This window comes from Pseudomonas sp. Z003-0.4C(8344-21) (assembly GCF_900104975.1).
GTDB lineage: Bacteria > Pseudomonadota > Gammaproteobacteria > Pseudomonadales > Pseudomonadaceae > Aquipseudomonas > Aquipseudomonas granadensis.
Window position 1 is genome coordinate 776108 of the sequence record NZ_LT629756.1, and the last position, 15853, is coordinate 791960.

Here is a 15853-nt window from a genome sequence, read left to right on the forward strand (position 1 = left end):
TTCGATGTACCTTTACGAGTCGACTCGGTCTGCTCCCTCTCCCTTGGGGAGAGGGCTGGGGTAAGGGTAGGCTGCTTACCCACAATCCCTGTTGGCGAGTCTGTGGATAACATGTTCGCCCCTCCCTGCATGCCAAGCCAATCAAGCCTTCCACCCCAATGATCAAAAAGTGATCAGTGTAACCTACGGATTTTCAGAGGTTTTTTACAAAGCCGTGCGAAAACTTGCCCCCAATCCCTGTTGGCGCTTCTGTGGACAACATGTTCGCTGTCCTCTACACCCCTTATGAAACGGGGCTTACAAGGGGGTGGTCAAATTTTGATCAAATGATGCCGTTCTGCAGTAAAAGCGCCATGCACCGGGTCTTTTCCCCAGCCTTGCACGCTTTTCCACAGAATAAGCGAAGTTACCCCCGATCTCTGTTGGCGCTTCTGTGGATAACGTGTTCGCTACCCGCTACAGGCCTTTAAAAACCTGATCTGTAGAGATCTGTTCAAAAAGTGATCAGCCGTTTTCAGAAACCATGATTCTGAATAAGTCACGGTTTTTCTTTGCAAATCAGCAGGATATTTTTCACTTCATCCACAGTTACCCCCAATTGCTGTGGGTGGGTATGTGGATAACTTGTTTGCGGAAGGCTGGGGGGCTTGCAGGGTATGGCTGGCGGGGTGGTTGATCAGAATTTGCGCAATTAAGGTTTGGGGATGTGGTGAATGTTAAATAGCTATCGCGAGCAGGCTCACTCCTACAGGGGAACGCATTCCAAACTGTAGGCGTGAGCCTGCTCACGATACTTTTTTTAGCCTTGAACAGGAACGCCTTTGAGGTACGGTGCTGGCTCAGCCCCAAGGTTGTTCAACATCCGCTCGCTGTACCAGTCGACAAAGTTGACCACGCCAAACTCATAAGTCTTCGAGTAGGGCCCCGGCTGGTAGGCGGTGGAGTTGATCCCGCGCTGGTTCTCTTCTGCCAGGCGACGGTCCTGATCGTTGGTGGCGTCCCATACCTGACGCATGCGCTCCACATCGTAATCGACGCCTTCGACGGCATCCTTGTGCACCAGCCATTTGGTGGTGACCATGGTTTCCTGGGCGCTGATCGGCCATACAGTGAAGACGATGATGTGGTCGCCCATGCAGTGGTTCCACGAATGCGGCAGGTGCAGGATGCGCATCGAACCCAGGTCCGGGTTCTTGATCCGGCCCATCAATTTGGCGCAGCCCTGCTTGCCATCGAGGGTCATCGACACGGTGCCCTTGAGCAGCGGCATGCGCACGATGCGGTTGCGCAGGCCAAAACTGGCGTGGGCGTACGGAATCTTCTCGGCTTCCCAAGCCGCGGCGGAGGCGGCGACGTGGTCCTTGAATGCCTGATCGGCGCGCGGATCGGTGACGTCGTCCCATTCCAGCAGGGTTTTCAGCAGTTCCGGGTGCGACGCGTTGCAGTGGTAGCACTCGCGGTTGTTTTCCAGGACGAGTTTCCAGTTGGCCTTTTCCATCAAGGTGGTGGTGATCGCCACCTTGGTGTTCTCCATGTCGTACGGTTCCATGTAATGGTTGAGCGTCGACAGGAAGTCATCGATGGCCGGCGGATTCTCGGCCAGGCTGATGAAGATGTAGCCGCCGGCGGTTTTCACGTTCACCGGTTTGAGGCCGTACTGCTTCATGTCGAAGTCGGCGCCCATCTCGGTGCCTGCGAACAGCAGGCGACCGTCCAGTTCGTACGTCCACTGGTGGTAATGACAGACCAGTTTGGCGACCTTGCCTTTTTCACTGGTGCACAGGCGCGAGCCACGGTGGCGGCAGACGTTATGGAACGCGTGCACCACGCCTTCGGCGCCACGAATGACGATGATCGGGTTCTTGCCGATCTGTAGGGTCAGGTAGTTGCCCTTGGCCGGGATTTCGCAGGTCATGCCGGCGATCAACCACTCTTTCTGAAAGATCTCCTGCATGTCGATATCGAACAGGCGCTCGTCGCTGTAGAACGGCTGCGGCAGGGAAAAGGTCCGCTCGCGCTCCTGAAGCATCTGTGCGGTGGCCTTGCGTGCGGGTTCCAGCGGATCGCCCAGGCTGATTTTTGCGGTGACGTCCATCGATGTAATCCTCATGGCCCTCTGCGTGGCCGGCGAAAGTGGCTGATCAGGTGTGCTGCAAAACGGTTGCTACGCAAGGTGTAAAGAAGTCGTCTTGTGTTGGGGCGAGTGTGGGGCCGGCGCTGCCCCGAACCTTATCCATGGGCGACATGGTGCAATCTGTTCCCGACGCGCAAGCCCCGGTGTTCAAGGGCTGGTCGCGATAAGTATGTCAATGTCGCGGATAGGTAAACGCGCGGTCCGCGCTATACGCAGAATCGCCGACATGAGGCCGACAGTCGGCCGTGGAGAACAGCATGTCCAACAGCTTCCTGAATCCGGTCACCACCCAGACCTGGGCCAATGGCCGACACATTGTCCGTTGCGTCAAAGTCATCCAGGAAACCTGGGATGTGCGCACGTTCTGCTTCATGGCCGATCAGCCGATCATGTACTTTTTCAAGCCGGGGCAGTTCGTCACCCTGGAGCTGGAAATCGAAGGCCAGCCGGTCATGCGCTCATACACCATTTCCAGCTCGCCCTCGGTGCCGTACAGCTTTTCGGTAACCATCAAGCGCGTGCCGGGCGGCAAGGTGTCCAACTGGCTGCACGATACCCTTCACGAGGGGCAGGAGCTGGCGGTGCATGGCCCGGTCGGGTTGTTCAATGCCATCGATTTCCCGAGCCCGAAAGTTCTGTACCTCAGCGGTGGCGTCGGTATCACCCCGTGCATGTCGATGGCGCGCTGGTTCTACGACACCAACGCCAACGTCGACATGACCTTTATCCACAGCGCGCGCTCGCCGAAGGACATCATTTATCACCGCGAGCTGGAACACATGGCGTCGCGGATCGACAACTTCAGCCTGCACCTGATCTGCGAGAAACATGGCCTCGGTGAGCCATGGGCCGGTTATCGCGGCTACCTCAACCACAAGATGCTTGAGCTGATGGTGCCGGACTTCCTCGAACGCGAAGTGTTCTGCTGCGGCCCGACGCCGTACATGACCGCAGTCAAGCGCCTGCTGGAAAACGCCGGCTACGACATGTCGCGTTATCACGAGGAATCGTTCGGCGCTACGCCACCGGAAGCGCGTGCCGACGCGGTGGAACAGGCCGAGCAGGCAGCCGATGCGCCGGAAATCGACGCGGCGGATCTGCATCAAGTCGAATTCACCGCCTCCGGCAAGAGCATCCGCGTGGCACCGGGCGAAACCGTGCACGCGGCGGCGGCCAAGCTGGGCTTGATGATCCCGAAAGCCTGCGGCATGGGCATTTGCGGAACGTGCAAGGTGATGAAGCTCGGTGGCGAAGTGGAGATGGAGCACAACGGCGGGATTACCGAGGATGACGAGGCCGAGGGTTTCATCCTTTCTTGCTGCAGCGTGCCTAAAGGTGATGTGCGGATTGAGTTTTAATCGGCATCTCGCACGCACGACAGCTGATCGTTCCCACGCTCTGCGTGGGAATGCAGCCCGGGACGCTCCGCGTCCCATTTCAATACAAGCGCTGAACCTCGATCAGTCCCTCAGTTCCTGCGTAGTCCCTGGCACTCGAATACCGCCAATGCTCTGGTAAATCCACGTAACCGCGTTTCACCGGGTTGTTGTGGATGTATTCAAGTTTCTGGCGCATCACTGATTCGCTGTAGACCATCTCTGCGTGCGCGCCTTCTTGCCACAGTTGATAAACCCGATCCTGCTTATGCGCGCGTTTGCTGAAGCGCAGACGCTGCAGGGCTTTGTCGGCGCCTTTGGTTTGCAAATCTTTGATGATCTGTCGCGCGGTGAAGGACTTGAACTGGCTGAGGCATTTGCTCAGATCGGGTGCTTGAGCGACGAAGTGTAGGTGGTTTTCCAGGATCACGTAGCCATACAGCTTCAAGTCGTGATGAGTTTGTTGATAGCGCCAGCAATGGAGCAGGTGCTCAACGATGTATGGGCGAATGAATAACGGCAACCATTCCATAACGGTACAGGTCAGGAAGTGCGGCTTGTCGGCTTCGGTAATCGTGTAGCGGCTGCGGCCCATGGGATTCGATCCTTGAATCTTGCGGTGCGAAGGAGATGAAACGCGGAGCGTCCCGAGAGGCGTTACCACGCGGAGCGTGGGAACGATCAGAGTGGGGCGTGCAGATTTATCGCGCTAGAGGAAGAAGTCACTGGTGTGCGTGGGAAACGTCATTTTGACGCGGGATCGATCCCACGCTTTGCGTGGGAATGCAGCCACTGAAGCTCTGGGTCATAGCGGTGTTTAGTGTGGCGAAGGTGGTGGGGCTGGAACGCGGAGCGTCCCGGGAGGCATTCCCACGCGGGAGCGTGGGAACGATCATGACGGCCTCTTCGCGAGCAGGCTCGCTCCCACAGGGGAGGGGGATCAGGCCGACATCACTTCGCGAATGTCACGCGCCAGTTCGCGCACGCGTTCTTCTTCGGTGTCCCAGGAGCACATGAAGCGTGCGCCGCCCTTGCCGATGAAGGTGTAGAACCGCCAGTTCTTCGCAGTCAGCGCGGCGATGGCCGGTTCCGACAGTTGCAGGAACACGCCGTTGGCCTGGACCGGGAACATCAGTTCGACGCCGGGTATGTCGCTGACCAGCTCGGCCAGCAGTTGCGCGCAGTGGTTGGCGTGGCGGGCGTATTTGAGCCAGGCGCCGTTTTCCAGAATGCCGACCCATGGCGCCGACAGGAAGCGCATTTTCGACGCCAGTTGCCCGGCCTGTTTGCAGCGGTAATCGAAGTCTTCGGCCAGTTTGTGGTTGAAGAACAGAATCGCCTCGCCCACCGCCATGCCGTTTTTCGTGCCGCCGAAGCAGAGCACATCGACGCCGGCCTTCCAGGTCAGATCAGCGGGCGAGCAGCCGAGGAACGCGCAAGCGTTGGAAAACCGCGCGCCGTCCATGTGCAGATGCAGGCCCAGCTCCTTGCAGGTGGCGCTGATCGCGCGGACTTCTTCCGGGGTGTAGACGCTGCCGACTTCAGTGGCCTGGGTCAGGGTCACCACACGCGGTTTCGGGTAGTGAATGTCCTGGCGCTTGAGCGCGACTTCGCGGATCGACTGCGGAGTGATCTTGCCGTTTTCGGTGCCGGCGATCAGCAGTTTCGAACCGTTGGAGAAAAATTCCGGGGCGCCGCATTCGTCGGTTTCGACATGGGCGGTTTCCGAGCAGATCACGCTGTGGTAACTCTGGCACAGCGACGACAGGGCCAGCGAGTTGGCGGCGGTGCCGTTGAAGGCGAAGAACACTTCGCAGTCGGTTTCGAACAGGTTGCGGAAATGATCGGCCGCGCGGGCGGTCCATTCATCGTCGCCATAGGCGCGCTGGTGGCCGTGATTGGCCTGTTCCATGGCAGCCCAGGCTTCCGGGCAGATACCGGAATAGTTGTCGCTGGCGAATTGTTGGCTCTTGTCGGTCATGGCCGGCTTCCGTAATCGAGACTCTTGTGAAGGCTCGTGGTCAATGAAGATGCGCACTTTACCGAAGATCTTCCGGGGAGCACATGCGATGTCGGGTGCAGGAAATTACCAGTTTATGAGCCGATTATGCACCTGAGCCGACGCGACGGTGCGCTGGATCTGCTCAAGTGGCTGGCGCTATTGAGTATGGTCCTCGATCACCTGCGATATGTCGGCTTTTCCGCCGATTGGCTGTACGTGCCGGGGCGACTGGCCTTTCCGTGGTTCTGCCTGGCGATGGCGGCGAATCTTTCGCGCGACGGTTCGCGAAAAATGGAGTGGCGCTATCTGGGCTGGTTGTTGCTGTTCAGCGCCGTCAGTGAAATTCCGTATCGCTTGTACATTGCTGATCCTGACACGTTGAACGTGATGCCGACGCTGGCGCTGGGGTTGTTGGTGGCGCGCGGGTGGCAGGACTCCTCGTCGGTATCGCGACTGCTGGCAGCCGCTGCGTTGGTGGCCGCGGCGGTTTTTTCAGAACGACTGATGTTTGGTTTTTTCGGCGTTCTGCTGCCCTTCGCGATGCTGTGGGTGTTTCGCCGCCCCTGGTATTTCGCTCTGATGCCGGGCCTGATCTGTCTCGCTGCCAATCAATGGCAGGTATTGCTCGAATCGGCGCGGTTCGGCAATCGCGTGGCGATTCTTGGTCTGGCGGTTTGTCTGTTGGCGCCAATGCTGGGGATGTTCCTGTTGCGACAGGGGCGACATCTTCAGCCGCCACCGATGCGCCGGTGGGCGTACGCCCTTTACCCCGCGCATTTCCTCCTGCTGCTACTCATCCGTCAAATCACCGCTTAACCCTGTGGGAGCTGGCTTGCCAGCGATAGCTGTGGGTCAGCCCCCGTCGATGTCGGATATGACACCGCCATCGCTGGCAAGCCAGCTCCCACAGGGTTCTCCAGTGTTTTCGAGATCGAGTCTGGAAAACGCATTTCCAGCCATGTCGTAAACGCACCTTTGCGTGGCGCGCGCAGGCATTTGAGCTGTCTGTGCCGGTCATACCATCGCATCAAAGGGCACCGCTGCGATTGCCGGTGCCTTACCGAGACGAATGGCGCACAGATGCCGCTGGGAGAGACGCGATGTTCAGCAAGCAAGACCAGATCCAGGGTTACGACGATGCACTGCTGGCGGCGATGAATGCCGAGGAGCAACGTCAGGAAGATCACATCGAGCTGATCGCGTCGGAGAACTACACCAGCAAGCGCGTCATGCAGGCGCAAGGCAGTGGCCTGACCAACAAATATGCTGAAGGCTATCCGGGCAAGCGCTACTACGGTGGCTGCGAGCACGTCGATAAGGTCGAAGCGCTGGCGATCGAACGCGCCAAGCAACTGTTCGGCGCCGATTACGCCAACGTCCAGCCGCACTCCGGTTCGTCGGCCAACAGCGCGGTGTACCTGGCGTTGATCCAGCCGGGCGACACCATCCTCGGCATGAGCCTGGCCCACGGCGGCCACCTGACCCACGGCGCGAAAGTGTCGTCCTCGGGCAAACTCTACAACGCCGTGCAGTACGGTATCAACACCGACACCGGGCTGATCGATTACGACGAGGTCGAGCGTCTCGCCGTCGAATCCAAGCCGAAAATGATCGTCGCCGGTTTCTCCGCTTACTCGAAGACTCTGGATTTTCCGCGCTTCCGTCAGATCGCCGATAAGGTCGGTGCGCTGCTGTTCGTCGACATGGCCCACGTTGCCGGTCTGGTCGCCGCCGGTCTGTACCCGAACCCGCTGCCGTACGCCGACGTGGTCACCACCACTACCCACAAGACTCTGCGCGGTCCACGCGGTGGGCTGATCCTGGCCAAGTCCAACGAAGAGATCGAAAAGAAGCTCAACGCCGCAGTATTCCCCGGCGCCCAGGGCGGCCCGCTGATGCACGTCATCGCCGGTAAGGCGGTGTGCTTCAAGGAAGCGCTGGAGCCAGGCTTCAAGGCCTATCAGCAACAAGTGATCGACAACGCTCAGGCGATGGCCAGCGTGTTCATCAAGCGTGGCTACGATGTGGTGTCCGGCGGCACCGATAACCATTTGTTCCTGGTCAGCCTGATCCGTCAGGGCCTGACCGGCAAGGACGCTGATGCTGCCCTCGGCCGCGCTCACATCACCGTGAACAAGAACGCCGTGCCGAACGACCCGCAGTCGCCGTTCGTGACCTCGGGCCTGCGCATCGGCACCCCGGCGGTGACCACCCGCGGCTTCAAGGTCAGCCAGTGCGAAACCCTCGCCGGCTGGATCTGCGACATCCTCGACAACCTCGGTGACGCCGATGTCGAGGCCAATGTTGCCCAACAGGTGTCGGCCCTGTGCGCAGACTTCCCGGTTTATCGCTGAGCGTTCTGGAGTAAATGACTATGCAACGCTACTCGGGCTTCGGCCTCTTCAAACACTCGCTCAGCCACCACGAAAACTGGCAGCGCATGTGGCGCACGCCCACGCCGAAAAAAGTCTACGACGTGGTCATCGTCGGCGGTGGCGGGCACGGTCTGGCGACCGCCTATTACCTGGCGAAAGAACACGGCATCACCAACGTCGCGGTGGTCGAGAAGGGCTGGCTGGGCGGCGGTAATACCGCGCGCAACACCACCATCGTCCGTTCCAACTACCTGTGGGACGAGTCGGCGCACCTTTACGAACACGCGATGAAATTGTGGGAAGGCCTGTCGCAGGACCTCAACTACAACGTGATGTTCTCCCAGCGTGGCGTCTACAACCTGTGCCACACCCTGCAGGACATCCGTGATTCCGAGCGTCGGGTCAGCGCCAACCGCCTCAACGGCGTGGATGGTGAACTGCTCAACGCCAAGCAAGTGGCAGACGAGATTCCGTACCTCGACTGCTCGAAGAACACCCGTTACCCAGTGATGGGCGCTACCGTGCAGCGTCGCGGCGGCGTCGCCCGTCACGATGCCGTGGCCTGGGGCTTTGCCCGTGCCGCCGATGCCTTGGGCGTGGACCTGATCCAGCAGACTGAAGTGATCGGTTTCCGCAAGGAAAACGGTGTGTGCATCGGCGTCGAAACCAACAAGGGTTTCATCGGCGCCAAGCGCGTCGGTGTGGTCACTGCCGGTAACTCCGGGCACATGGCCAAGCTCGCCGGTTTCCGTCTGCCGATCGAATCCCACCCGCTGCAAGCGCTGGTGTCCGAGCCGATCAAACCGATTATCGACAGCGTGATCATGTCCAACGCCGTGCACGGTTACATCAGCCAGTCCGACAAGGGCGACCTGGTGATCGGTGCCGGTATCGACGGCTACAACGGCTATGGCCAGCGTGGTTCGTACCCGGTGATCGAACACACCGTGCAAGCGATCGTCGAGATGTTCCCGGTGTTGTCCCGCGTGCGCATGAACCGCCAGTGGGGCGGCATCGTCGACACCACTCCGGACGCCTGCCCGATCATTTCGAAAACCCCGGTACCGAACATGTTCTTCAACTGCGGTTGGGGCACCGGTGGCTTCAAGGCCACTCCCGGGTCGGGCAACGTGTTTGCCGCGAGCCTGGCCAAGGGTGAAATGCACCCGTTGGCCGCACCTTTCTCCATCGACCGTTTCCACAACGGCGCCCTCATCGACGAACACGGCGCTGCTGCCGTCGCCCACTAACAGGAGAAATCCCCATGTTGCACATCTTCTGTCCTCACTGCGGCGAACTGCGCTCCGAAGAGGAATTCCACGCATCCGGCCAGGCGCACATCCCGCGCCCACTGGACCCGAACGCCTGCACCGACGAGGAGTGGGGCGACTACATGTTCTTCCGCGATAACCCGCGCGGTCTGCACCACGAACTGTGGGACCACGTCGCCGGTTGCCGGCAGTACTTCAACGTCACCCGCGACACCGTGACCTACGAGATTCTCGAGAGCTACAAGATCGGCGAGAAGCCACAATTCACCGACAAGGCTGGTACTGCAAAAACCGCCACGACGGCGCTGGGAGAGAAGGTATGAGCCAGACCAATCGCCTGTCCAACGGTGGACGGATCGACCGCAACAAAGTGCTGAGCTTCACCTTCAACGGCCAGACCTACAAAGGTTTCGAGGGTGACACCCTGGCCGCCGCGCTGATTGCCAACGGCGTCGATATCATCGGCCGCAGCTTCAAGTATTCGCGTCCGCGCGGCATCTTCGCCGCCGGTGCCGAAGAGCCGAACGCGATTCTGCAGATCGGCGCCACCGAAGCCACGCAGATTCCCAACGTGCGCGCCACGCAACAGGCGTTGTACCAGGGTCTGGTCGCGACCAGCACCAACGGCTGGCCGAGCGTCAACAACGACATGATGGGCATTCTCGGCAAGGTCGGCGGCAAGCTGATGCCGCCGGGTTTCTACTACAAAACCTTCATGTACCCGCAATCGTTCTGGATGACTTACGAGAAGTACATCCGCAAGGCTGCCGGGCTCGGCCGTTCGCCGACCGAGAACGATCCGGACACCTACGACTACATGAACCAGCACTGCGACGTGCTGATCGTCGGCGCCGGCCCGGCCGGTCTCGCCGCTGCCCTGGCCGCTGCGCGCAGCGGTGCCCGAGTGATCCTGGCCGATGAGCAGGAAGAGTTCGGCGGTAGCCTGCTCGACTCGCGCGAAAGCCTCGATGGCAAACCGGCGATGGAGTGGGTCGCCAGCGTCCTCGCTGAACTTGAGAACACCCCGGACGTGCTGCTGTTGCCGCGCGCCACGGTCAACGGTTACCACGACCACAACTTCCTGACCATTCACGAACGCCTCACCGATCACCTCGGTGACCGCGCGCCGATCGGCCAGGTGCGTCAGCGCATCCACCGTGTCCGCGCCAAGCGTGTGGTGCTGGCGACCGGCGCCCATGAGCGTCCGCTGGTCTACGGCAACAACGACGTGCCGGGCAACATGCTTGCCGGTGCGGTGTCGACTTACGTGCGTCGCTATGGCGTGGCGCCGGGCAAAAAACTGCTGCTGTCGACCAACAACGATCACGCCTATCGTGTGGCGCTGGACTGGCTCGATGCGAGTCTGCAAGTGGTGGCCATCGCCGATGCCCGCAGCAATCCGCGCGGTGCGCTGGTGGAAGAAGCGCGCGCCAAAGGCATTCGCATCCTCACCGGCAGCGCTGTGATCGAAGCGCGTGGCAGCAAGCGCGTGACCGCTGCCCGTGTTGCGGCGATTGATGTGAAAGCGCATGCCGTAACCAGCCCGGGCGAATGGCTCGACTGCGATCTGGTTGCCAGTTCCGGTGGTTACAGCCCGGTGGTGCACTTGGCTTCGCACCTGGGCGGCAAGCCGATCTGGCGTGAAGACATCCTTGGTTTCGTACCGGGAGAGGCGCCGCAGAAACGCGTGTGCGTGGGTGGCGTCAATGGCGTTTACGCGCTCGGCGATTCTCTGGCTGACGGTTTCGAAGGTGGCGTGCGCGCTGCTGCTGAAGCCGGTTTCCAGACTGTCGAAGGCGTGCTGCCGAAAGCCTTGAGCCGCGTCGAAGAACCGACCCTGGCGCTGTTCCAGGTGCCCCACGAGAAGAACTCGGCACGTGCGCCGAAGCAGTTCGTCGACCTGCAGAACGACGTCACCGCCGGTGGCATCGAACTGGCAACCCGTGAAGGTTTCGAGTCGGTCGAGCACGTCAAGCGCTACACCGCGCTGGGCTTCGGCACCGATCAGGGCAAGCTCGGTAACGTCAACGGTCTGGCGATTGCCGCACGCTCCTTGAACGTGACCATCCCGCAGATGGGCACCACGATGTTCCGCCCGAACTACACGCCGGTGACCTTCGGCGCCGTCGCCGGTCGTCACTGTGGGCACATTTTTGAACCGGTGCGCTACACCGCGCTGCATGCCTGGCATGTGAAGAACGGCGCCGAGTTCGAAGACGTCGGGCAGTGGAAGCGTCCATGGTATTTCCCGAAAAACGGCGAAGACATGCACGCCGCGGTCAAGCGCGAATGCAAAGCCGTGCGCGACAGCGTCGGCCTGCTCGATGCCTCGACCCTCGGCAAGATCGACATTCAAGGCCCGGATGCCCGCGAGTTCCTCAACCGCGTGTACACCAACGCCTGGACCAAGCTCGACGTGGGCAAGGCGCGTTACGGTTTGATGTGCAAGGAAGACGGCATGGTCTTCGACGACGGTGTCACGGCGTGTCTGGCCGACAACCATTTCGTCATGACCACCACCACCGGTGGCGCTGCCCGCGTACTGCAATGGCTGGAGCTGTACCACCAGACCGAATGGCCGCAGATGAAGGTCTACTTCACCTCGGTCACCGACCACTGGGCGACCATGACCCTGTCCGGGCCGAACAGCCGCAAGCTGCTCAGTGCCGTGACCGATATCGACCTGAGCAACGAAGCATTCCCGTTCATGACCTGGAAAGAAGGTCTGGTGGGTGACGTGCCGGCGCGGGTGTTCCGCATCTCGTTCACTGGCGAGCTGTCGTACGAAGTCAACGTCCAGGCCGACTATGCGATGGGCGTGCTGGAAAAAATCGTCGAGGCCGGCAAGCAGTACAACCTGACGCCGTACGGCACCGAAACCATGCACGTGCTGCGCGCCGAGAAGGGTTTCATCATCGTCGGCCAGGACACCGACGGCTCGATGACCCCGGATGACCTGAACATGGGCTGGTGTGTGGGTCGCACCAAACCATTCTCGTGGATCGGCCAGCGTGGGATGAACCGTGAAGACTGCGTGCGTGATCAACGCAAACAGTTGGTCGGCCTGAAACCGGTCGATCCAACCAAATGGCTGCCGGAAGGTGCGCAACTGGTGTTCAACACCAAGCAGGCGATCCCGATGAGCATGGTCGGCCACGTGACTTCCAGCTACGCGCACAACTCCCTCGGTTATTCGTTTGCCATGGGTGTGGTCAAGGGCGGTCTCAAGCGCATGGGCGAGCGGGTGTTTGCACCGCTGGCCGATGGCAGCGTGATCGAGGCGGAAATCGTTTCTTCGGTGTTCTTCGATCCGAAGGGCGAGCGGCAGAACATTTGATGGTCGGCTCCTGGGGAGTGCAGTTGCACCGCGGTGACTTCATCGCGAGCAGGCTCACTCCTACAGGTGATCGCGTACCCCTTGTAGGAGTGAGCCTGCTCGCGATAGCGGTAGATCTGCCTACACAGGGCTCAAGTCAGAATTCAGAAGGTGCTTTATGACCACAGCCAATGTGTACCAGCAACGTCCGACCACCGGCGCGCGCGCCGAGTCGTCGCTGCACCATGCCGACCTCGCCAGCCTGGTCGGCAAGGGACGCAAGAACGCCGGCGTGATCGTGCGTGAGAAAAAACTCCTCGGCCACCTGACCATTCGTGGCGATGGCCACGATGCCGCCTTCGCCGCCGGTGTGCACAAGGCGCTGGGCATTGAACTGCCCGGCGCCCTCAGCGTCGTCGTCAAAGGTGAAACCAGCCTGCAATGGATGGGCCCGGACGAATGGCTGCTGATCGTGCCCAGCGGTGAAGAGTTCGCCGCCGAGCAGAAATTGCGCGAAGCGCTGGGCGACCTGCACATCGCAATCGTCAACGTCAGCGGCGGCCAGCAACTGCTCGAACTGAGCGGGCCGAACGTGCGTCAGGTGCTGATGAAGTCGACCAGCTACGACGTGCACCCGAACAACTTTCCGGTCGGCAAAGCGGTGGGCACGGTGTTCGCCAAGTCGCAGCTGATGATCCGCCATACGGCCGAAGACACCTGGGAATTGCTGATTCGCCGCAGCTTCTCGGATTACTGGTGGTTGTGGTTGCAGGATGCTTCGGCCGAGTACGGCCTCAGTGTTCAGGCCTGAAGTGAATTGTGTTGAGCTTGCTTGCGTGTAGGGCCGGAGATTTTTTCCCCCTCACCCAGCCCTCTCCCCCAGGGAGGAGAGGGGGAAAGGGAGCCGATCTCTGGCGTATGGGAGATTTGAGTCTCGCTCGAAATTGCTCTTGAGTACGACTCGGTATTTCACGTCGGCGTAGCTCGAAAGAACACCTCGGTCAGTCCCCTCTCCCTCTGGGAGAGGGCTAGGGTGAGGGAAAAACCTGACACCCCGCACAATGAACAGGAGTCACCGCACCATGAGCCGCGCCCCAGACACATGGATTCTGACCGCCGACTGCCCCAGCGTCCTCGGCACCGTGGACGCGGTCACGCGTTTTCTGTTCGAGCAGGGCTGCTACGTCACTGAGCACCATTCGTTCGACGACCGTCTCTCCGGGCGCTTTTTCATTCGTGTGGAATTCCGCCAGCCCGACGGCTTCGACGAACAATCCTTCCGCACCGGCCTGGCCGAGCGCGGTCAGGCCTTTGGCATGGTGTTCGAGCTGACCGCGCCGAACTACCGGCCGAAAGTGGTGATCATGGTGTCCAAGGCCGATCACTGCCTCAACGATTTGCTCTATCGCCAGCGCATCGGCCAGTTGTCGATGGATGTGGCCGCGGTGGTCTCCAACCATCCGGATCTCAAGCCGTTGGCCGACTGGCACCAGATTCCCTACTACCATTTTCCTCTCGACCCCAACGACAAGCCGGCGCAGGAGCGGCAGGTCTGGCAGGTGATCGAAGAGTCCGGCGCCGAACTGGTGATCCTTGCCCGCTACATGCAGGTGCTGTCGCCGGAGCTGTGCCGCAAGCTCGATGGCAAGGCGATCAACATCCACCACTCGCTGCTGCCCGGCTTCAAGGGCGCCAAGCCGTATCACCAGGCCTACAACAAAGGCGTGAAACTGGTCGGTGCGACCGCGCATTACATCAACAACGATCTGGACGAGGGGCCGATCATTGCCCAAGGCGTCGAGGCGGTGGATCACAGTCATTACCCCGAGGACCTGATTGCCAAGGGGCGCGATATCGAAGGGCTGACGCTGGCGCGGGCGGTTGGGTATCACATTGAGCGCAGAGTGTTTCTCAATGCCAATCGCACGGTCGTTCTTTAGGCCGCCATCGCTGGCAAGCCAGCTCCCACAGGGATTTGTGTCGTACACAATATTTGATTCCACCCGAAACCTGTGGGAGCTGGCTTGCCAGCGATGAGGCCATAACAAACAACGCAAAACCAACAAGCAATAACCCGAGCACTCAACGCGCTGCCCTTCTTGGGGCGACGCGGTTCCATAAAAACAACAGTGAGGTGAAAGCATGTCTGGCAATCGTGGTGTGGTGTATCTCGGCGCTGGCAAGGTCGAAGTACAGAAAATCGACTATCCGAAAATGCAGGACCCGCGCGGCAGGAAGATCGAACACGGTGTGATCCTGCGTGTGGTTTCCACCAATATCTGCGGCTCCGACCAGCACATGGTGCGCGGCCGTACCACGGCGCAGACCGGTCTGGTGCTGGGTCACGAAATCACCGGCGAGGTCATCGAAAAAGGCTCCGACGTCGAAAACCTGAAGATCGGCGATCTGGTTTCGGTGCCGTTCAACGTGGCTTGCGGGCGCTGCCGTTCCTGCAAGGAGCAACACACCGGCGTCTGCCTGACCGTCAACCCGGCGCGTGCCGGTGGCGCATACGGTTACGTCGACATGGGCGACTGGACCGGCGGCCAAGCCGAATACGTGCTGGTGCCATACGCCGACTTCAACCTGTTGAAACTGCCGGACCGCGACAAGGCGATGGAGAAAATCCGCGACCTGACCTGCCTCTCCGACATCCTCCCGACCGGTTACCACGGCGCGGTCACTGCCGGCGTCGGCCCGGGCAGCACTGTGTACATTGCCGGCGCCGGCCCGGTCGGCCTGGCCGCTGCCGCTTCGGCACGTCTGCTCGGCGCGGCGGTGGTGATCATCGGCGACGTCAACACCATCCGCCTGGCCCACGCCAAGGCTCAGGGTTTTGAAATTGTCGACCTGTCCAAGGACACCCCGCTGCACGAACAGATCGCTGCGCTGCTGGGCGAGCCGGAAGTCGACTGCGCAGTCGACTGCGTCGGCTTCGAAGCCCGCGGTCATGGCCACGACGGCGTCAAGGCCGAAGCCCCGGCCACGGTGCTCAACTCACTGATGGGCGTCGTCCGTGTTGCCGGCAAGATCGGTATCCCGGGCCTGTACGTCACCGAAGATCCGGGCGCCGTCGACGCCGCGGCAAAAATGGGTAGCCTGAGCATTCGCTTCGGTCTGGGCTGGGCCAAGTCGCACAGCTTCCACACCGGCCAGACTCCGGTGATGAAGTACAACCGCCAGCTGATGCAGGCGATCATGTGGGATCGCATCAATATTGCCGAAGTGGTGGGCGTGCAGGTGATCAGCCTCGACCAGGCGCCTGAAGGTTACGGCGAGTTCGATGCGGGCGTGCCGAAGAAGTTTGTGATTGATCCGCATAAGTTGTTTAGTGCGGCGTAGGGTTTTATTGCAACGCAAGAACGGCGCCATTCAGGCG

12 protein-coding genes are annotated in these 15853 nt (G+C 60.5%); 9 read left to right on the plus strand and 3 right to left on the minus strand.

Annotated elements, in window-relative coordinates; genetic code table 11:
• Positions 1-799 precede the first annotated feature (799 nt).
• On the minus strand, positions 800-2095 hold the full coding sequence (gbcA, locus tag BLU24_RS03560) for a glycine-betaine demethylase subunit GbcA (RefSeq protein ID WP_039757637.1): 1296 nt from the start codon (positions 2093-2095) through the stop codon (positions 800-802).
• 296 nt (positions 2096-2391) lie between these two features.
• Here gbcA and gbcB point away from each other — a divergent pair, with 296 nt between their 5' ends.
• On the plus strand, positions 2392-3492 hold the full coding sequence (gene gbcB / locus BLU24_RS03570) for a glycine-betaine demethylase subunit GbcB (RefSeq protein WP_093097600.1): 1101 nt from the start codon (positions 2392-2394) through the stop codon (positions 3490-3492).
• 79 nt (positions 3493-3571) lie between these two features.
• Here the strand turns inward: gbcB and BLU24_RS03575 are convergent, their stop codons facing one another.
• Positions 3572-4105, minus strand: coding sequence for an REP-associated tyrosine transposase (locus tag BLU24_RS03575; protein WP_093097602.1), 534 nt, complete (start codon positions 4103-4105; stop codon positions 3572-3574).
• A gap of 345 nt (positions 4106-4450) precedes the next feature.
• Positions 4451-5491, minus strand: a complete 1041-nt coding sequence (locus BLU24_RS03580; RefSeq protein ID WP_090286977.1) for a threonine aldolase family protein — start codon at positions 5489-5491, stop codon at positions 4451-4453.
• A gap of 126 nt (positions 5492-5617) precedes the next feature.
• On the opposite strand from BLU24_RS03580, the gene BLU24_RS03585 reads away from it, so the two are divergent.
• From BLU24_RS03585 to fdhA, 8 genes are all read left to right on the plus strand, one after another.
• The gene (locus BLU24_RS03585; RefSeq protein ID WP_093097604.1) at positions 5618-6328 is read left to right on the plus strand and encodes a TraX family protein; all 711 of its coding nucleotides are present in this window, start codon (positions 5618-5620) and stop codon (positions 6326-6328) included.
• A gap of 284 nt (positions 6329-6612) precedes the next feature.
• Positions 6613-7866: a serine hydroxymethyltransferase gene (gene glyA, locus BLU24_RS03590; protein ID WP_090286973.1), complete on the plus strand. Its 1254-nt coding sequence runs from the start codon at positions 6613-6615 to the stop codon at positions 7864-7866.
• Positions 7867-7886: 20 nt separating this feature from the next.
• On the plus strand, positions 7887-9137 hold the full coding sequence (locus BLU24_RS03595) for a sarcosine oxidase subunit beta (protein ID WP_003177603.1): 1251 nt from the start codon (positions 7887-7889) through the stop codon (positions 9135-9137).
• Between the two features lie 14 nt (positions 9138-9151).
• Positions 9152-9481: a sarcosine oxidase subunit delta gene (locus BLU24_RS03600; RefSeq protein WP_016772830.1), complete on the plus strand. Its 330-nt coding sequence runs from the start codon at positions 9152-9154 to the stop codon at positions 9479-9481.
• Entirely contained in the window at positions 9478-12495 is a 3018-nt protein-coding gene (locus BLU24_RS03605) for a sarcosine oxidase subunit alpha (protein WP_093097606.1), read from the plus strand. Before BLU24_RS03600 ends, BLU24_RS03605 begins: the two co-directional genes overlap by 4 nt.
• A gap of 157 nt (positions 12496-12652) precedes the next feature.
• Positions 12653-13285 (plus strand): sarcosine oxidase subunit gamma, encoded by a 633-nt coding sequence (locus BLU24_RS03610; protein ID WP_093097608.1) that lies wholly within the window; start codon positions 12653-12655, stop codon positions 13283-13285.
• A gap of 271 nt (positions 13286-13556) precedes the next feature.
• Positions 13557-14414 (plus strand): formyltetrahydrofolate deformylase, encoded by an 858-nt coding sequence (gene purU, locus BLU24_RS03615; RefSeq protein ID WP_093097610.1) that lies wholly within the window; start codon positions 13557-13559, stop codon positions 14412-14414.
• Between the two features lie 202 nt (positions 14415-14616).
• On the plus strand, positions 14617-15816 hold the full coding sequence (gene fdhA, locus BLU24_RS03620) for a formaldehyde dehydrogenase, glutathione-independent (protein ID WP_090286964.1): 1200 nt from the start codon (positions 14617-14619) through the stop codon (positions 15814-15816).
• The last annotated feature ends 37 nt before the right edge of the window (positions 15817-15853 follow it).